Raw genomic sequence first — 18,523 nt, forward strand, 5'->3', positions numbered from 1 at the left:
GAAATGAACCTAAAAGGACCGGGCATGGTTTTCGCCCGGTTTTTCTTATTTGTAGAATAAGGAATTTAATGGTAAATTATGCAATATGAATATAAAACTATTTAGAAAAGATGTGATTAATTGGAAACTGGTTATTTGGAAAATAAAATTGTGAAATTGAAACCAATGGAAATGGAAGATGTGGATGATATATTTGCAGTAGCTTGTTATGATGAAATCTGGACACATATGTCTATTACAGTTAAAAATCGTGAAGATGTTATAAAATATGTAGAGAGTGCATTAACTTTAAAAAAAGCTGGTGTTGAGTTTCCTTTTGTGATCATTGATGCATTTACTAATAAAATTATTGGTGCTACAAAGCTAATGGACATTAACGAGCATCATAAAAGAGGCGAAATAGGCTTTACTTGGTTAACCCCAGATTATTGGAGAACGTCAATCAATACAAATTGTAAATATTTATTATTAACCTATTGTTTTGAGCATCTAGGGTGGCAAAGAGTTCAAATTAAAACAGATCACGAAAATATCCGTTCTCAAAAAGCTATTGAACGAATTGGTGCAAAAAAAGAAGGAGTTTTACGTAACCATATGATAAGGAAAGACGGAACGAGTAGACATACGGTTATGTTTAGTATAACGTCTGACGAATGGACTAAAGAGATTAAAGCTCATTTGGAAAATCTTTTAGAAAAATGACAATAATTATCGTAAAGTTGGCAATAATTTTATCTAAATATTGTTGATTATAATTTATAATGGTATTTACGAGGTTAAAACAAGGAGAATATTTAATGGGAGAAAAAGAAAAATCAACTAAGAAAGAATTATTTTCTTGGGTCATTGCCATCGTATTTGGAATAGTTATTGCTTTCGTTTGTCGAGAATATGTTTTCTCACCTGTAGTAGTAAAAGGAGCATCAATGATTCCGACCTACGAAAATAAAGATGTGATTATTGTAAGTAAAATTAGCAATATTGATCGTTTTGATCATGTAGTTTTCAAAGCGCCTTATGAGGATGAATATTACATTAAGCGTGTGATAGGATTACCTGGAGATACTGTAGAAATGAAAGAAGATGTTTTAATTGTTAACGGTGTGGAGTACGAAGAACCATATGTAAATCGCAAAACAGAAACGCCGATGCAGCAACGAATTACGGAAAACTTTACATTAGAAGAATTGACTGGGGAAAACAAAGTTCCTGAAGGATTTATTTTTGTATTGGGCGATAACCGATTGAAAAGTGCTGATAGTCGCCATTATGGACTTATACCGATCGATTCAATACTAGGTGAATCAAAACTACGAATATTTCCCTTCCAAAGTATAAAATTATTTTGGTAGGGATGATTACATACCTTCTACATTTTATGTGGAAGGTTTTTTGATGCAATAAAAAACTAGTAATTGATTATTTATTTTGAATTTTCATCCTCTTATACACTATTTTTCATTTATAATAACAATAATATGAATTTAGGTTGCACTAGGGGGAGATTAAAGATGGTAGAAATGGAAATGGTATCTGTTATCCGAAATAAAAAGTATTTATTAAAAGATATTAACTGGTCGATTAAAAAGAGAGAACATTGGTGTTTATTCGGTTTAAACGGGTCGGGCAAAACGACATTACTTAATGTGATAAATGGTTATGTCTATCCGACAAAAGGTAAGGTAACGGTTTTAGGAAACGAATTTGGGAAAACAAGTATTCCTGATTTACGTAAAGAGATAGGTATTGTTAGTTCGTCTATAAAACACGAGTTCCATATTAATCATAGTGTATTAAGTATAGTATTAAGTGGGAAATTTGCATCGATTGGTTTATATGAGGCAGTTGAACAAAAAGATGTGGATTTCGCTAGAAGCCTTATGGAAATGTTAAATTGTCTTCATTTAGAAGATGAGGAATATGGCGTATTATCCCAGGGAGAAAAACAGAGGGTACTAATTGCGAGAGCGTTAATGTCGCAACCTAAAATTTTAGTTTTAGATGAGCCATGTAACGGTTTGGATATTATAGCGAGAGAAGAATTGCTCCTATTTATCGAAAAAGTAGCGAACCAAGAAAATGGTCCAACCTTAATATATGTTTCTCATCATGTAGAAGAGGTATTGCCATGTTTTACCCATAGTCTATTGTTAGAAAAAGGAGAAGTATATACGCAGGGGTTAACAAAAGAGGTATTTAATGAAGTAACTTTATCAAATTTTATCGGTCGTGAAGTATCGGTTCAATTAGAAAATGAAAGAACATGGATTGCATTAAAGTAAAAAAAGAGACAGAAAAATGCTCGTTATTGTTAGGTTACATAACAATAATGGGCATTTTTATTTGTCTAATTTTATTGGAATTTATCAGACTAGAAATTAAATTTTAAAGTGTGCATTAATTTGACCTTTAATTAGGTTTGTCCGAATATTACTGTTATTTAGTTGTTGTTCGCGTTTTTTTAGTTCTTTCCGAATTTCGCTCGTCCAAACACCTTCCTCAAGATGATTGGCGATTTCGATTAAAGTTTCAACATCTTGAAAGGAGTATTTCCTTAAACCTGTCTTCGTACGTTCAGGAAAAATAAGCTGTCGTGATTCATAATACCTAATTTGTCGTTCGGTTAATCCCGTTAATTCGCTCACTGTACCAATAGATATTACTTTTTTATCTTTATACGAGGCGTCATTATATGTCATTTCATTCACACTCCCCTTTTAAGAATATTCAGAAAATTAAAGTCTATAAATATTTTACATTTATTTCTATGTATTAACAACTGTATTTTTAATTTCATGTAAAAAAAGTTAACAAAATAACAATTAAAATCCACTTTTTTTAATGATGAACATAAAATATCCGTAAAATAATTAGATTACAAAGATATTACAAAAAAGTATGTTAGAAATCCTAACAACATTAATGATATTTGCAATTTACAAAATTATACTTAAATAGAACTAGTTCAAAACTAGTAAAAAAAGAAAAATAGAATTAGGGGGTTAACTATGAAGTTTAAAAAATCAGTAGGTTTACTTCTATCTAGTGCTTTAACTGTTGGGATATTGGCTGCTTGCTCTTCTGGTGGTTCATCATCTACAACTGAACCAGAATCAACAGGTACGGAAACAGAAACGGAAACAAGTGGTGAAAATACGGTTATTAAAATCGCTACTCAATCACCTTTATCAGGTGGCTCTGCAATTTTAGGGGAAGCATTAAAATTAGGTGCTCAATTAAAATTAGAAGAAGAAATTGCGAAGTTTGAAGAATTAGGCTATACGCTTCAGCTTGAACCGTATGATGATCAAGGAGACCCTAAAAAAGGTGTATCTAACGCGAACATTATTGGTACAGATGATGCTATCTATGGTGTAGTGGGACATTTAAACTCAGGTGTACAAATCCCATCTACTGAAGTTTACGAGAAATACAATATCGTAAGTGTATCTCCTGCAGCAACAGCTACAGACGTAACGGATCGTGGATTAAGTACAGTTAACCGTATTGTTGCTCGTGATGACTTCCAAGGTCCTGCTGGTGCAGAGTTTGCTGTCAATGAATTAGGTGCAAAGGCAATTTTTGTTATCAACGATAAAACAGCTTACGGTGTAGGGTTAGCAGATGCGTTTAGAGATGCTGCAGCTGAGCTAGGTGCTGAAATCGTAGGCGAAGGATCTGTAACAGTTGGTGAAAAAGACTTTAACGGTGTAATCAACCAAATTACAACTGCTAAACCTGATTTAGTATACTTTGGTGGTTTATATTCTGAAGCAGGTATTTTAATTAAACAAGCTCGTGATAAAGGATTAGATATTCCATTCATGGGTGGAGATGGACTTGACTCTTCTGGTTTAGTTGATATTGCTGGGGATTCGGTCATTGGTACTTATATTACTTCTGTAGCTGGTAGCTCTGAAACATCGGAATCTGGTAAAGCATTCGTTGAAGCATACCGTGCTGCTTTCAATAAAGAACCAGAATCATACTCTGTTTATGGCTATGATGCAATGGGCGTATTATTACAAGGTTTAGAAAATGCGATTACTGATAATGGAGGAGAACTTCCTTCTAAAGCGGATGTAGCAGCCGCTGTTCGTGCTATTCAAAACTTTGAAGGTGCGTTAACTACAGTATCATTTGATGAAAAAGGCGATAACGTAAACGCAAAAGTATTCATTTACGAATTCGCAGAAGCTGCTTATCCTCCAGTACAAGTTGGGGAAGTAAGTCAATAATAGTTAATTAAAATGTAGAAAGGGTGTTGAGATCGTTCCTATTTTTCTCAACACTTTTTCTATACATAAATTAATAGTGATATGAAATTGACTTTAGTTTTCTCTCGAATAATTAAATTTTATATTTACCTTTTTAAATTACTTGCAAAATAAATTAATGAACTAGTTTAAGTGATTATAATATGAAGGAAATAAATAGAGATATAAATGCTATTATGGAAAGTTGAGTTTAGGGAGGGTTAAGTATGCTTCAAGATATGTTAATTAGTTTGCCTCAGGTTTTAATTGATGGACTTGCTCTTGGTGCTGTTTATGCCGTAGTAGCCCTTGGTTACACGATGGTTTATGGTATTTTACAGTTAATCAACTTTGCACACGGTGAAATCTTTATGACGGGTGCATATATCGGAACTGCATTATTTATTTTAATTATGGGTATGAGTTGGACAAGTGCAATCCCGCAGTTAATCGTATTTATCGTTGTACTTTTAATATCAGCAGGTTTAGTTGGACTATTAGGGGTTGGAATCGAAAGGGTTGCTTATAGACCTCTACGAAATACGCCTCGACTTATCCCATTAATTACTGCGATTGGTATTTCATTTATTTTACAGGATGTTGTTCGATTTATAGCTGAAATGATGAACGGTGGTACTTATATTTTAACAGGACCTTCATTATTTACAGGTCAGGTGACGATTGGTTTCTCATCTATAAGTAGTTTGTTTAACGATGCTAGTTTCAAAATTTCATTTATTATTATGATTGTTACAGCAATTTTAATGATGGTTGCATTAGATTTCTTCGTTAATCGTACTAAATGGGGAACAGCAATCAGAGCAGTTTCCTTAGATCGTGAAACTGCATCTTTAATGTCAATTAATGTGAATAAAGTAATTTCTACTACATTTTTTGTTGGTTCTGCGTTAGGTGGCGCAACAGGTGTTCTTTTTGCTATGCAATATGGAACAATTGACCCGTATATTGGATTTATCCTAGGATTAAAAGCATTTATTGCTGCGGTATTAGGTGGAATTGGTAATATCCGTGGTGCAATGATTGGTGGTTTATTGCTAGGCTTAATGGAGATGTTTGCTGCTGCCAATTTAACAACTCTAACAGGTGGAATCCTTGGTGCAGAATATAAAGACGTATTCGCGTTTGCTATTTTAATCATTGTATTAATCTTTAAACCAGAAGGATTATTAGGCAAACCGACTGCGGAGAAAGTGTAGGTGACTGAAATGAAAGAAAAATTAAACTTATTTTTACAACATAAATGGTCACAAGTTATTTTATTTACATTATTTGTTGTTATTACATCAGCTGCATTATATTTATCCCAAAAATCAGTAATAGCCTTTTTATTATTATTGGCATCTTTATTAGTCCTATATTATATGAAACTAAAAAATGTAACAAAGTGGATCGTTGGTGGGGGAATATTATTCTTTTTAATTCCATTTGCATCAAGCGGCGGTCCAGCATTCCAAAATTACATGGAAGTTGCCACAATGGTAGGAATTTACGTTTCTATGGCATTGGGACTTAACATCGTAGTTGGTATGGCAGGATTGCTAGATTTAGGCTTCGTTGCATTCTTTGCTGTTGGTGCTTATTCGTATGCTATATTTGCAACACCACAGGCTTCAAACTTTATGCCATTCGGTGAATATCCTCTTGGTGGGGAATCTTTCTGGATTTTCTTAATTATCGGTGGTATTCTTGCTGCCATTGCTGGAGTACTGATTGGTGTACCTGTATTACGAGTAAAAGGAGACTATTTAGCAATTGTTACACTAGGTTTCGGTGAAATTATACGAATTGTGTTTAACAATGCGGATAGACCAATCAACTTAACAAATGGGGCAATGGGTATCTCATCTGTAACACCTCCAAGACTATTTGGGATGGACTTAGTTTTTCCAAATCAATACTACTTCGTAACGCTGATCATTTTAGCATTTACGATTTTTGCTGTAATCCGTTTTGAACATTCAAAGCTTGGACGTTCGTGGAAGGCGGTACGTGAAAATGAAATCGCAGCACAGGCGATGGGTATTCCCTTAGTTAAGACGAAATTAATGGCCTTTGCATTAGGTGCTTCCTTTTCAGGGATGATGGGTGTAGTATTTGCCGCTAAGCAAGCATTTATCGATCCAACAAGTTTCACTTTGATGGAATCATTTACCATACTAGTGATGGTTGTGCTTGGTGGTATGGGTAGTGTGCCAGGTGTAATTTTGGGTGCCGCCCTAGTTACAATATTAAACTTACAGGTACTTACTGAGTTAACTAACTGGGTGAATCAACTTAGCTTAAGCGGAGTCATCTCTATTCCTGATGCGCTTTCACCTGCAAAAATGCAAAAATTATTGTTCGGTTTACTTCTTGTACTATTTGCATTATACAGACCTATTGGATTAATTCCTGCTAAAAATAAGAAATTTGATGAGCAGAAATTGAAAAAAGATGGTGCGCTGATATTGAAAGAAAAAGAATCAGCTGCAGTAGAAAAAGAAAAGGTGCAGATTTAGGAGGGAATGTATATGCCAATATTAGAAGTAACGAATTTAACAAAGGAGTTTGGTGGACTCGTTGCCAATAAAGATATTTCGATGACTGTAAATGAAGGTTCAATTACCGCGGTTATTGGACCAAATGGTGCAGGGAAAACAACATTCTTTAACATGGTAACAGGCGTTTATAAACCAACTTCAGGTGATATTTTATTAGAGGGTGAATCAATCGTCGGTTTAAAACCCGATGTTGTTGCAAAAAAAGGGATATCAAGAACATTCCAAAACATTCGTCTCTTTGGAGAAATGTCTGTCATAGAAAATGTATTAGTTGGAATGCATAATCATTTAAATACTGGATTGCTAGGAATTCTCTTCAATTTACCTAGTACAAAAAAGGAAGAATTAGATGCTGAACAGGAAGCATATCGACTTCTAGAATACTTCGACCTAGCAAAATTATTAAATGAAAAAGCGAAAAATTTAAGCTATGGAGCACAACGAAAATTAGAAATTGCCCGTGCATTAGCTACAAAGCCAAAATTAATCTTATTAGATGAACCAGCTGCTGGGATGAATCCAAAAGAAACAGCAGAATTAACTAGTATTATTAAAAAGATGGGCGAAGAATTTAATGTTTCAGTTTTATTAATTGAACATGATATGAAACTTGTTATGGAAATTTCTGAACATATTTATGTACTCGACCACGGTGAAAAAATTGCAGAAGGAAACGCAGAGGAAATCCGTTCAAATCCTAAAGTAATCGAAGCATATTTAGGTTCTGCTGCTGTACAAATTGGACAAAAGGAGTGATTGAAGATGCCAATACTTGAATTAAAAAATATAGAGACATATTATGGTGCAATTCAAGCTCTTAGAGGAATTAGTCTTGAAGTAGAGCAGGGTGAAATTGTTACTTTAATAGGAAGCAATGGTGCAGGGAAATCAACAACGTTAAAATCAATCAGTGGACTAGCAAAGGTAAAAAAAGGATCGATCATTTATAAAGAAAAAGATATTACAAATAAACCGCCTCATGAAACAACGCTTTTAGGTTTATCCCATGTACCAGAAGGACGTAGAATTTTCTCTCAACTAACAGTTAAAGAAAATTTAATTATGGGTGCCTATTCGGTAAAAGGGAAAGATGTAATTCAAGAACGTATGGAAATGGTATTTAACTATTTTCCTAAATTAAAAGAAAGACTAAACCAAAAAGGTGGAACAATGAGTGGTGGGGAGCAGCAGATGCTTGCCATTGGACGAGCGTTAATGATGAATCCTGAAGTATTAATGCTAGACGAACCATCAATGGGACTGGCTCCTATCATTGTAGAACAAATCTTTGAAATTATCCTACAGCTAAATTCGATGGGGATAACAGTCCTTCTTATCGAACAAAATGCTTACCAAGCATTAAGTATTGCTCATAGAGGATATGTTATTCAAAATGGAGAAATTGTTTTATCAGGTAAAGGTACGGATTTAATTGAAAATGAACAAATTAAAGAAGCATACTTAGCATAAAAATAAAAACGACTACTTGATTTTAAAAATCTGTAGTCGTTTTTATTTTGGTTGCTGGTTTATAGATAGTTATCGAGCTTAAAGGTTATAAAACTAATAACATATTGTTCATTAATGAATATTGAATTGTATTAATTGTTAACTTTTATCATATATAAAAGTATTTGAACTAAATGATATACTTAGTCATTAAAATATTATTAAAAACTAACAAGAGAATGATAGAAATCAATCCTAATAAAATACCTCAAACTATAAAGAAGAAAATACAGATGCTCAATAAGAAAGGTAATTTAAAGGGGAGTATAAAATGGATTTCAAAAAATTTATAGGTGCACTTCTTGCATGTTTTTTAGTTGTTGGAACATTGTTTGCTTGTTCATCAAGTACATCTTCAATAATTAAACCACAAACAAGTGATGGAGCCGAGACTACAGATAGCAAAACGACTATTAAAATTGCAACACAATCGCCGTTATCTGGTGGTTCAGCCAATATTGGTGAAGCTATTAAGTTAGGTGCACAAATGAAATTAGAAGAGGAACAGGCTAAATTTGAAGAATTGGGTTTTTCGTTACAGCTTGTACCTTACGATGATCAAGGGGATCCAAAAAAAGGCGTTTCCAATGCGAACTTAATAAGTGAGGATAGATCGATTTATGGAGTGATTGGTCACTATAACTCAGCGGTCGCCATTCCAGCATCTGAGGTTTACGAAAAATATAATATAGTAATGGTATCTCCCGCAAATACTGCTAATGAAATAACGGATCGAGGTTTAAAAACAGTGAACCGGATTGTTGCACATGAAAACTTCCAAGGCCCAGCTGGTGCACAATTTGCTGTGAAAGAATTAGGTGCGAAGAAAATCTTTGTGATTCATGATAAAACTTCATATGGTACAGGTTTGAGCGAGGCATTTATTCAGGCTGCAAAAGATTTAGGGGCTGAAATTGTTGGAGAAGATTCAATTACAGTTGGAGATAAGGATTTCAACGATGTGATAAGTAAAGTGAAATCAGCTGCACCTGATTTAGTATTTTTCGGTGGTCTTTATTCTGAAGGTGGAATATTGGTCAAACAAGCTCGAGAGAATGGCATCGATGTACCATTTATGGGTGGGGATGGTTTGAACTCTTCCGGGTTAGTAGATATTGCTGGCGAAGCTGTTATAAACACTTATTTTACTTCCATTGCTGGAGATAGTAATGCGACAGAAGCAGGAAAAAAATTCGCTGAAGAATATAAAACAAAATTTGATAAAGAGCAGAATTACTTCTCCATATACGGTTACGATTCCATGGGTGTACTTTTACAAGGTTTGGAAGATGCCATTAAAACAAATGATGGTAAACTTCCATCAAAAGCAGATGTTGTTACAGCAGTTCGTGGTATAAAAGATTATGAAGGGGCATTAACGACTGTTACTTTTGATGACAATGGCGATAATATTAACGCAAAAGTATTTATTTATCGATTCGATCAGGCTTCCTATCTTCCGGTTCAAGTAGGGGAAGTCCACCAATAATAAAAGTAAGGGTGTTGTGAACTACCCCGTAAGAGTTAGACACTAATCTAATTTTTACGGGGTAGTTCATAATGACCTATACTTTTAAACTGTTACTTTGCAATGATATATGGCTCACTATTTTCAAATCTTACTTCCCAAAGCTTTAAACAAAATTGTAATAAGAAGATATCATCTGGGTCACTTAAAGAGCGATTGGTTAATGCCTCTATTTTTCTTAAACGATATAAAAGTGATTGTCGATGAAGTGATAAAGCTCTGGCAGTTTGGCTTACATTCCCTTGGTGATAAATATAAGAAGATAATGTTCTTAAAAGATCGAGTCCGTTGTTTTTATCATAGGAAGCAATAGAACCAATCGTTGAATGCATTAATTCTGTTGAAAATGTGTTATTTTGTAAGGAAATAAGCAATTGGTAAATGCCTGTACTTGCAAATGTACTTCGAGAACCTGTACCTTTATGACTTCTACCAACTTCAAGTGCTGTTCTTGCATTTTTATAACTATAGTGAAATGTCATAACTCCTGCATGATTTTCACCAATCCCCCAAGAAATAACAGGTATCTTCTTTTCTTCAACATAACAATTTAATAAATCTAAAAAGTCATTTACTTCATGGTTTACTTTTTCTAAACTGCATTCTAGAAATATCACAATTACTTCACGATGAAATGTTAGAATGATTTGCTTATTCACTTTATTTTTTAATTCGTTAATGATCATCGTAAACTCATGTTTAAATTCCTTTTCGATCGCTGCGGTATTCTTTTTCTGCGAGGAGTAATATTCATCTAATTTTTCAGGCTGACCAACAATACAAACATAAGGTACATCAACAATAAACCCCAGTTTTTTTCCCTCATCGATGAATTTTTCTTTATTTATCCAATTGCCATTCGTTAAGTCCTTTAAATAATCATCAATTTCCTTTTGTTTATTATCAGCTAGTGTAATTTCTTTTTGAATCCATAAAGTTAATATCGTCACCACTTGATTTAAAACGAGCCATGGAATAGGTTGTGCGTTTAGTTTTTTTGATTTTAATAGTAAAAAGTAAGTATCTTTCCCTGATAATTTAATAGGAACAATTTGAGTAAAAGTACCATTTTCATGACGAATAATAGTGGGTTCTTCTGTATCTAAATCTATCTGTCCTAATAGATTTGGTTCTGTACAATCACGTTCTCGTTTTAGTTCAACATTCATTTGAAAGTCCTTTGATAAATATTTAAGAACATAGTCAACGGATTCGTGATCTAAAAAAAGCTTTAGTAACTCACGCTGAATGGAGTCTGCCTTTAAAAGGGAAGTTTGTTCCCATTTATTTATTTGCTCCAATACGGTCTTTAAAATTTCGGAAAATCGTAATTCCCATGGAAGTTCAATAAGAGGAAAATGGTGATTATTACAAAACTCAATAATTTCTTCGGGGACGTATTGAACATGTCTTCCTACAGCAATTCCCATTGCGGCAGCTCCAGATTCGAAAACCTCTCTTACATACGAAAGAAATAGCTCTGTATTATTTCCACATCCAATAGCAGTAGTTAAAACGAATTCGTTTTTTCCTACGAAGTTTTCGACAGGGATTTCCATTACAGATACTGATTTAATAATTTGAGAACTGATAATCTTTTCACCTGATAGAAGTTTTGCAGATTGTAATAATGGAATTGCTAGCACGTTTTTAACAGTAAATTGCATGTTATTTCACCCCTTAAAATAGAAGAAAATCTATTAAATTCTCTATATTTATATATATGCTTTTATTGCATTAAGATGAGAAGTAAGATCGACATTATTTCCGCTTATGATCACTACGTTTTTCGTATTTTCTTTTAATGAAATAATGTTATCGATTATTGCTCCAATTCCCACTGCTGCAGCGCCTTCTACGACAATTTTATGTTCTTTATATAAATAAGCCATTCCTTTTTTTATGGTTTCTTCGTTTACTAATACCGATTGATCAACATATTGGTTTACCATACTAAATGTATATTTATTTTCGTCACCAATGCCTCCTAGTAAACTATCAGCTAGTGTTTCATGTTCCGAAACTACTACAGGTTTTCCTGCTTTAAGACTTTCGTACATTGCAGCACCCTTTTCCATGCTGACACCAAACACTTGGATAGAAGGATTAGTATTTTTCATAACTAAACCTACTCCTGAAAGAAGTCCTCCACCTGAAAGTCCACCAATCACACTATGAACTGAGGGTAAGTCTTCTAATATTTCTAGCGCAATTGTACCCTGTCCCGAAATAACAGAAGGGTGATCAAAGGGTGGGATGAGGGTTAGACCTTGCTCTTTTTGTAGTTCATAGCAACGTTGTTCAGCATCATCTTGTCCATCGCCGTAGATTTCTAATTCCGCACCTAAGCCCTTAATTTTTTCAAATTTCGCCTGTGGTACGTGTTTTGATACACAAATGACCGCTCGTATACCGAGTTTTTTTGCAGCAAGAGCTACTGCAAATCCATGATTTCCTGTTGAGAAGGTAGTAACACCATGTTTCTTTTGCTCTTCCGTTAATTGATAAATGGCATTTACGGCCCCCCGCATTTTAAATGCTCCGCTATCATGAATATGTTCATATTTTAAATAAATTTCAGCTCCTGCTTTTTCTGATAGAGCTTTTGAATAGATTAGAGGAGTTTTGTGAATGATCGCTGAAATTGTACTTTTTGCTTTCCATACATCTTGTAAAGTAATCGTTTGATTATGAACCTGTTGCACACTTGGAATTTGAACCACTTAGATTTTGCCCCTTTCATTCTTAAATTGTGTAATTTATTCTAACACAAATTCTATTCAATATTTAGAATATTTTAAGATTTGATTATCTTATTTATCAATTTTTAAAATTGTCTAATAATTTCATACAAATTGACAGATTGTTTAGAGTACTTATCAGACAATATAATACTTTGTAACTAATCATAACAATTGTTAGTGATTATTCATAACAAGGGAGGTAAGTATATGGAGATTTTTGAGTTATCTGAGTATAAAGAACGATTGAGAAAAACGAAAGAAAAAATGCAAGAAAAAGGACTAGATATATTACTTGTCACAGACCCTGCGAATATGAATTATTTAACTGGCTATGATGGATGGTCATTTTACGTTCATCAATGTTTAATCGTGCTTCTAGATGAAGAAGAACCATTTTGGATTGGTCGTAATCAAGATGCAAATGGCGCAAAGGTAACAACTTACCTAGGAGAAAATCATATTATCCCATACCCAGATATTTATGTTCAATCAACTGAAAGACACCCAATGGACTTTGTTTGCGACATCTTAAAAGAATTAGGCCAAACAAATGGAACAGTCGGTTTAGAAATGGATACTTACTACTTTACTGCAAAATGTTTTACTCAGTTACAGCTTGGATTGCCACAAAGTACCTTTGTAGATGCAACTTCTCTTGTAAATTACGTTCGCATTATTAAATCTGATAAAGAAATTGAATATATAAGAAGAGCTGCAAGAATCGTAGAAAATGCAATGCAAACTGGTATTGATGCAATCGAAGAAGGTGTAAGAGAATGTGACGTTGTGGCAAAAATTATGCATGCCCAAATTAGCGGGACAGTTGAATTTGGTGGTGACTATCCTGCAATTATGCCTTTACTACCATCAGGTGAAAGAACATCAACACCTCATCTAACATGGACAGATGAAAAATATAAATCCGGTATACCTGTCATTTTAGAATTAGCAGGATGCTATCACCGCTACCATTCTCCATTATCTCGAACAGTATTTATTGGAGAACCAGATCCAAAAATTAAATATTTAGCAGATGTTGTGATTGAAGGTCTTAACGAAACATTGAGCTCTGTTAAACCGGGGATTACTTGTGAAGAAGTAGAAGCGGTATGGAGAAAAAGTATTGCAAAAAGTGGATTTGAAAAGGAATCTCGTATCGGTTACTCAATGGGCTTAAACTATCCTCCAGATTGGGGCGAACACACTGCAAGCTTACGTCCCGGAGATAAAACAGTTTTACAACCAAATATGACATTCCATTGTATTCCTGGTATTTGGCTTGATGAATATGGTGTAGAACTAAGTGAATCCTTCCGAGTAACGGAAACGGGGATAGAAGTATTTGCAAACTTCCCACGACAACTATTTGTTAAAAATTCTACAAAAATCTATTAAAGCGGTGAAATACTATGAAAATATTTCATGAAAATGAAATAAGAGAATTTGTAAAAGTAAATCCAACAGCTATTGAAATAGTAGAGGAAGGATTTACCGCACTGGCAAAAGGCATTGTAACACTACCGCCGATTATGAGAATCGACATCCCTGAGCATAATGGAGAAATCGATGTTAAAACGGCGTATATAAAAGGTTTAGATACCTTTGCAATAAAAATATCATCCGGTTTCTTTAATAACTCATTAATAGGATTACCTAGCTTAAGCGGTATGATGATTTTATTTCAAACGAAAACTGGTTTAACAGAAAGTATTTTGCTAGATAACGGCTATTTAACTGATGTTAGGACTGCAGCTGCAGGGGCAATTGCTTCCAAATATTTAGCAAAATCAAAGGTTGATCGAGTTGGAGTAATTGGTACAGGAACACAGGCTCGTTACCAAATTGAAGCCTTATCCCATGTAAGAGATTTTAAACAGTTAACTGTTTACGGTAGAAATGAAGAATCGGCAAAAAAATATGCTCTTGAAATGGAATCAACATTAGGGGTAAAAGTTGTAATCGCAAAAAATGTAGAAGAATTAGTGAAAGAAAGCGAAATTGTTGTCACAACAACCCCTTCTATAACCCCTTTAATTAAGGCGGATTGGCTCCACCCAGGCTTACATATTACAGCGATGGGATCAGATGCAGAGCATAAGCAGGAGCTAGAACCCCTAATCTTTGAGAAGGCAGATATCATCGCATGTGATGTTAAATCACAATGTTTTAGATTAGGCGAATTACATCACGCTCTTGAAAGCCAAATCATTACTCAACATAACGAAAACATATTGGAAATTGGCGAAATAATTTCCGGTATAAAAACAGGGCGGATAGATGAAAGGCAAATAACAATATGTGACTTAACAGGCACAGGTGTTCAAGATACAGTGATTGCAAGGTTTGCTTACAATCAATTAATAAACAAATAACTTCAAGTAAAGCGGAGGTATAGACATGAAAGAAGAAAAAGTTAATGTAGGTACACAAGCAGTTTGGGCAGGAGAAAAGGAAGTGCTAGTACATGGTGCATCACAAGTACCTGTCATAGTAAGTGTAGCTTATTCCTATGACGATATGGACGAATGGTATGACGTGGCGGTTGGTAAAAAGCAAGGCCATATTTATGGCAGAAATACAAACCCAACAGTGCAAGCTTTTGAGAATAAAGTAAAAGCACTTGAAGGGGCAGAAGCAGCCACAAGTTTTTCAACAGGAATGGCTGCCATCAGCAATACACTTTACACATTTTTACAGCCTGGAGATAGAATTGTTTCTATTAAAGATACTTACGGTGGAACGAATAAAATCTTCATTGAATTTCTGCCAAAAATGGGGATAGAGGTAGCCCTTTGTGAAACAGGAAATCATGAAGCAATTGCGAAAGAAATTGAAAAAGGTTGTAAAATTCTATATTTAGAAACCCCTACTAACCCAACGGTAAAGATTACTGATATTGAATTGATGGCGAAAAAAGGGAAGGAAGTTGGAGCGCTTGTCGTTGTTGATAATACATTTGCAACCCCAATCAACCAAAATCCATTAGCATTAGGTGCAGATCTTGTTTTACACAGCGCTACGAAATTCCTTGGTGGCCATGCTGATGCTTTAGGTGGTGTTGTTTGTGGATCGAAGGAGTTAGTTGAACAAATTTACCACTACCGCGAAATCAATGGAGCAACACTTGATCCTTGGGCAGCTTATCTTTTATTAAGAGGTATGAAAACTTTAAAGTTACGTGTTAGACAACAAGAAAAAAATGCACTAGCTATTGCAAAATTTTTAGAGCAGCAAGAATTAGTGGAAGGCGTTTATTATCCAGGTTTAGAATCCCATGTTAACCATGACATTGCGAAAAAACAAATGAGAGGCTTTGGTGGTATGTTAAGTTTCTCTTTAAAGGGTGGCATGGATGCTGTGAGAATTTTATTGCCACAATTGAAATATGCAAATCGCGCGGCGAACTTAGGGGCAGTTGAAACAACTTATGGTCCAGCTAGAACAACGAGCCATGTAGAAAGTACCCCTGAGGAAAGAGCGGCAATGGGAATTCCTGAAGGTTTAGTTCGACTTTCAGCAGGTATTGAAGATACTGAGGATCTTATCCAAGATCTTGAACAAGCATTTGCCATTTTAAAAGATAGTGCAGTAGCAATCGGCGAGTAAGAAGGTGTGCATATGGAAATAGACATCCTTTCACGAGTAAATCAGTTGTCTGAACAATTAGTTCTATGGAGAAGACAGCTTCATGAAAACCCTGAACTAAGTTTTGAAGAATATGAGACTTCTAACTTTGTTTATGAGCAGTTATCAAAAATTGAAGGTATGAAGGTTGAGAAAGGAATCGGTGTAGAGACAGCTGTAATCGGAACATTAACGCGAGGAATTGGTCCAACAGTAGCTATCCGAGCTGATATAGATGCATTACCTATCGTCGAACAAACAACCCATTCCTTTCGTTCAAGAAATAATGGCGTCATGCATGCTTGTGGGCATGACGCTCACACTTCCATTGGAATAGCTGTAGCAACTCTAATGGGTGAGCTATTTGTTAAAACTACTATTCAAGGCACTGTGAAATTCATCTTTCAACCTGCTGAGGAAAATACAGATGCAAATGGTAAAACGGGATCACCTTATTTAATTGAAGCAGGTGTACTAAAAGATATTGATGCAATTGTAGCTCTTCATATGAATCCGGAGCGCGAGGTAGGAACAGTTTTCATCCATGATGGATATAGTATGGCGAATGTTGATGTATTTCAAGCGACGATACATGGTTCAGGTGGCCATGGTGCATACCCACATTTAGGTACAGATCCAATTTGGATGCTAGGTCCTGTATTGCAAGCTCTTCATGGAATCGTAGCTCGAAATATTTCACCACTTGATGCGGCGGTTATTAGTGTTGGTGAAGTAAAGGGTGGTTCAGCTAGTAATATCATACCAACTGAAGTGTTTTTACAAGGTACAATGCGCAGCTACACACCGACTGTTCGAAGTAGTTTAGAACAAAAATTAGATAAGGCATTTTCAATTGTTGAAGCATTTGGAGGGACATATGAGTTAAAAATCACTCATGGTGAGCCGGCATTATATAATCATCCAGAAGTAAATGCGGTGCTGAAAAATACAACTCAAGAATTATACCCCTTGATGAAAATTGAAGAAGTTCCATTTGGTTTAGGTGGGGAAGATTTCTCTCATATGACTTATGAAGCACCTGGTTCTATGATTTTCCTAGGATGTGCCTATCCAGATGGTGTAAAACGGGATTTACATACACCAATATTCGATATTGATGAACGGTGTTTACCAATTGGCGCAGCCATTTTGACGCAAACATTATTAAATTATCTATTAGGAAATGCCAAGTTACCAGAAAAACGATTTAAAAAAGAAAACTTATTCGCTTCATGATTGGAGGAGTATATTTGGAACACCGAGTGGCATTATTAGGTTTTGGAGTTGTAGGCCAAGGTTTTGCGGAAATCGTATTAAACAAAAAACAACAATTAGAAAATGAGTATGGTTTAAATATTTCCATTGTAGCAGTAAGTGATTTAATGAAAGGCTCCGTTTATCATCCAGAAGGTCTTTCTGTTGAGGATTTATTGAAAGTCATTAAAGAAACAGGATCATTTGATGCATATCCGGATTATCCAGGTCTTATTAGAGGATTGGATAGCTTTGAAACTATTGCAAATACAAATGCAGAAACGATTGTTGAAGTAACATTTACTGATGTTCAAACTGGTCAACCAGCAATTGATCATTGTAAACACGCCTTTAACCATGGGAAAAATGTCATTATGAGTAATAAAGGTCCTGTTGCATTGGCATTTCAGGAACTGAATACCCTTGCGCAACAAAATAAAGTACGTTGGGGCTATGAAGGCTCAGTAATGAGTGGAACACCTGCTTTAAGGATGGCAACAACATCATTAGCAGGTAATGATATAACCGAGATTCAAGGGATATTCAATGGTACGACGAATTATATGCTGACACGTATGGAAGAGGGTCTTTCTTATGAAGAAGCGTTAAAAGAAGCTCAACAACTAGGCTATGCTGAAGCAAATCCAACAAATGATGTTGAAGGCTATGATGCGTTATATAAAATTGTCATTCTTTCAAATGTTTTACTAAATTATCCTATAAAAATGGATGCGGTAGAACGAGTGGGAATCTCTCGCTTAACAAATAAGGATATCGAGCAGGCAAAAAATGAAGGTAAAAGATGGAAGCTAATTGCTCGGTTAATGAAAACGTCAGACGGTATTTCCGCTTCTGTTAAACCAGAAATGATAGCTTTAAATCATCCGCTAGCAAGTATTAACGGTGCTACAAATGCAATTTCTTATCATTGTGATTTATTAGGACCAGTTACGTTAATAGGGGCGGGTGCAGGTAAATCTGAAACAGGTTTTTCGATTTTGATTGATTTAATTAATATTCATCGTAGACAACTTTAGATGCAAGAAA

General features: G+C 34.9%; 17 protein-coding genes. 14 read left to right on the forward strand and 3 right to left on the reverse strand.

Going from position 1 to position 18,523, the window contains the following annotated elements; genetic code table 11:
- The first annotated feature begins 120 nt into the window (after nucleotides 1-120).
- From CD30_RS13430 to CD30_RS13440, 3 genes are all read left to right on the forward strand, one after another.
- Nucleotides 121-702 carry a GNAT family N-acetyltransferase gene (locus CD30_RS13430; RefSeq protein ID WP_036177881.1) on the forward strand — a complete coding sequence of 194 codons (582 nt, stop codon included), beginning with the start codon at nucleotides 121-123 and terminating at the stop codon, nucleotides 700-702.
- Between the two features lie 95 nt (nucleotides 703-797).
- Nucleotides 798-1,352 (forward strand): signal peptidase I, encoded by a 555-nt coding sequence (gene lepB, locus CD30_RS13435; RefSeq protein WP_036177882.1) that lies wholly within the window; start codon nucleotides 798-800, stop codon nucleotides 1,350-1,352.
- A gap of 159 nt (nucleotides 1,353-1,511) precedes the next feature.
- Nucleotides 1,512-2,282, forward strand: a complete 771-nt coding sequence (locus tag CD30_RS13440) for an ABC transporter ATP-binding protein (protein WP_036177883.1) — start codon at nucleotides 1,512-1,514, stop codon at nucleotides 2,280-2,282.
- 96 nt (nucleotides 2,283-2,378) lie between these two features.
- On the opposite strand, the gene CD30_RS13445 is transcribed toward CD30_RS13440, so the two are convergent.
- Entirely contained in the window at nucleotides 2,379-2,699 is a 321-nt protein-coding gene (locus CD30_RS13445; RefSeq protein ID WP_036177884.1) for a MerR family transcriptional regulator, read from the reverse strand.
- A gap of 309 nt (nucleotides 2,700-3,008) precedes the next feature.
- On the opposite strand from CD30_RS13445, the gene CD30_RS13450 reads away from it, so the two are divergent.
- The 6 genes from CD30_RS13450 (at nucleotide 3,009) to CD30_RS13475 (ending at nucleotide 9,815) form a co-directional block, all read left to right on the forward strand.
- Entirely contained in the window at nucleotides 3,009-4,238 is a 1,230-nt protein-coding gene (locus CD30_RS13450; RefSeq protein ID WP_036177886.1) for a branched-chain amino acid ABC transporter substrate-binding protein, read from the forward strand.
- A gap of 245 nt (nucleotides 4,239-4,483) precedes the next feature.
- Entirely contained in the window at nucleotides 4,484-5,473 is a 990-nt protein-coding gene (locus tag CD30_RS13455) for a branched-chain amino acid ABC transporter permease (RefSeq protein WP_036177888.1), read from the forward strand.
- Between the two features lie 9 nt (nucleotides 5,474-5,482).
- Nucleotides 5,483-6,775 (forward strand): branched-chain amino acid ABC transporter permease, encoded by a 1,293-nt coding sequence (locus CD30_RS13460; RefSeq protein WP_036177940.1) that lies wholly within the window; start codon nucleotides 5,483-5,485, stop codon nucleotides 6,773-6,775.
- A 12-nt stretch (nucleotides 6,776-6,787) separates the two neighbouring features.
- Complete coding sequence (locus CD30_RS13465) at nucleotides 6,788-7,573, forward strand: ABC transporter ATP-binding protein (protein ID WP_036177890.1); 786 nt, start codon at nucleotides 6,788-6,790, stop codon at nucleotides 7,571-7,573.
- A 6-nt stretch (nucleotides 7,574-7,579) separates the two neighbouring features.
- Complete coding sequence (locus CD30_RS13470; protein ID WP_036177892.1) at nucleotides 7,580-8,287, forward strand: ABC transporter ATP-binding protein; 708 nt, start codon at nucleotides 7,580-7,582, stop codon at nucleotides 8,285-8,287.
- 310 nt (nucleotides 8,288-8,597) lie between these two features.
- Entirely contained in the window at nucleotides 8,598-9,815 is a 1,218-nt protein-coding gene (locus tag CD30_RS13475) for a branched-chain amino acid ABC transporter substrate-binding protein (protein ID WP_036177893.1), read from the forward strand.
- 92 nt (nucleotides 9,816-9,907) lie between these two features.
- Here CD30_RS13475 and CD30_RS13480 read toward each other — a convergent pair whose 3' ends face one another.
- Both CD30_RS13480 and eutB read right to left on the reverse strand, forming a co-directional pair.
- A complete protein-coding gene (locus tag CD30_RS13480; protein ID WP_036177894.1) occupies nucleotides 9,908-11,521 on the reverse strand; it encodes a PucR family transcriptional regulator in 1,614 nt (537 codons plus the stop codon).
- A 48-nt stretch (nucleotides 11,522-11,569) separates the two neighbouring features.
- The gene (gene eutB, locus CD30_RS13485) at nucleotides 11,570-12,577 is read right to left on the reverse strand and encodes a hydroxyectoine utilization dehydratase EutB (protein WP_235802066.1); all 1,008 of its coding nucleotides are present in this window, start codon (nucleotides 12,575-12,577) and stop codon (nucleotides 11,570-11,572) included.
- A 228-nt stretch (nucleotides 12,578-12,805) separates the two neighbouring features.
- Between eutB and CD30_RS13490 the strand changes: the two genes are divergently transcribed.
- The 5 genes from CD30_RS13490 to CD30_RS13510 are packed head-to-tail and all read left to right on the forward strand — an operon-like array spanning nucleotide 12,806 to nucleotide 18,513.
- Nucleotides 12,806-13,993, forward strand: a complete 1,188-nt coding sequence (locus CD30_RS13490; RefSeq protein WP_036177895.1) for a M24 family metallopeptidase — start codon at nucleotides 12,806-12,808, stop codon at nucleotides 13,991-13,993.
- A gap of 14 nt (nucleotides 13,994-14,007) precedes the next feature.
- Nucleotides 14,008-14,970, forward strand: coding sequence for a cyclodeaminase (locus tag CD30_RS13495; RefSeq protein WP_036177896.1), 963 nt, complete (start codon nucleotides 14,008-14,010; stop codon nucleotides 14,968-14,970).
- Between the two features lie 25 nt (nucleotides 14,971-14,995).
- Nucleotides 14,996-16,204: a cystathionine gamma-synthase family protein gene (locus CD30_RS13500; RefSeq protein WP_036177897.1), complete on the forward strand. Its 1,209-nt coding sequence runs from the start codon at nucleotides 14,996-14,998 to the stop codon at nucleotides 16,202-16,204.
- Nucleotides 16,205-16,216: 12 nt separating this feature from the next.
- Nucleotides 16,217-17,458, forward strand: a complete 1,242-nt coding sequence (locus CD30_RS13505; RefSeq protein WP_036177898.1) for a M20 metallopeptidase family protein — start codon at nucleotides 16,217-16,219, stop codon at nucleotides 17,456-17,458.
- 14 nt (nucleotides 17,459-17,472) lie between these two features.
- Entirely contained in the window at nucleotides 17,473-18,513 is a 1,041-nt protein-coding gene (locus tag CD30_RS13510; RefSeq protein ID WP_036177899.1) for a homoserine dehydrogenase, read from the forward strand.
- The last annotated feature ends 10 nt before the right edge of the window (nucleotides 18,514-18,523 follow it).

The organism is Ureibacillus massiliensis 4400831 = CIP 108448 = CCUG 49529, from assembly GCF_000772965.1.
Taxonomy (GTDB): domain Bacteria; phylum Bacillota; class Bacilli; order Bacillales_A; family Planococcaceae; genus Ureibacillus; species Ureibacillus massiliensis.

Bases quoted from the DNA above. Each gene is read 5' to 3' on its own strand.
- CD30_RS13440 (WP_036177883.1), top strand. From the start codon at position 1,512: ATGGTAGAAATGGAAATGGTATCTGTTATCCGAAATAAAAAGTATTTA.
- CD30_RS13445 (WP_036177884.1), bottom strand. From the start codon at position 2,699: ATGACATATAATGACGCCTCGTATAAAGATAAAAAAGTAATATCTATT.
- CD30_RS13450 (WP_036177886.1), top strand. From the start codon at position 3,009: ATGAAGTTTAAAAAATCAGTAGGTTTACTTCTATCTAGTGCTTTAACT.
- CD30_RS13475 (WP_036177893.1), top strand. From the start codon at position 8,598: ATGGATTTCAAAAAATTTATAGGTGCACTTCTTGCATGTTTTTTAGTT.
- CD30_RS13505 (WP_036177898.1), top strand. From the start codon at position 16,217: ATGGAAATAGACATCCTTTCACGAGTAAATCAGTTGTCTGAACAATTA.
- lepB (WP_036177882.1), top strand. From the start codon at position 798: ATGGGAGAAAAAGAAAAATCAACTAAGAAAGAATTATTTTCTTGGGTC.
- CD30_RS13460 (WP_036177940.1), top strand. From the start codon at position 5,483: ATGAAAGAAAAATTAAACTTATTTTTACAACATAAATGGTCACAAGTT.
- CD30_RS13455 (WP_036177888.1), top strand. From the start codon at position 4,484: ATGCTTCAAGATATGTTAATTAGTTTGCCTCAGGTTTTAATTGATGGA.
- CD30_RS13490 (WP_036177895.1), top strand. From the start codon at position 12,806: ATGGAGATTTTTGAGTTATCTGAGTATAAAGAACGATTGAGAAAAACG.
- CD30_RS13465 (WP_036177890.1), top strand. From the start codon at position 6,788: ATGCCAATATTAGAAGTAACGAATTTAACAAAGGAGTTTGGTGGACTC.
- CD30_RS13500 (WP_036177897.1), top strand. From the start codon at position 14,996: ATGAAAGAAGAAAAAGTTAATGTAGGTACACAAGCAGTTTGGGCAGGA.
- CD30_RS13480 (WP_036177894.1), bottom strand. From the start codon at position 11,521: ATGCAATTTACTGTTAAAAACGTGCTAGCAATTCCATTATTACAATCT.
- CD30_RS13495 (WP_036177896.1), top strand. From the start codon at position 14,008: ATGAAAATATTTCATGAAAATGAAATAAGAGAATTTGTAAAAGTAAAT.
- CD30_RS13470 (WP_036177892.1), top strand. From the start codon at position 7,580: ATGCCAATACTTGAATTAAAAAATATAGAGACATATTATGGTGCAATT.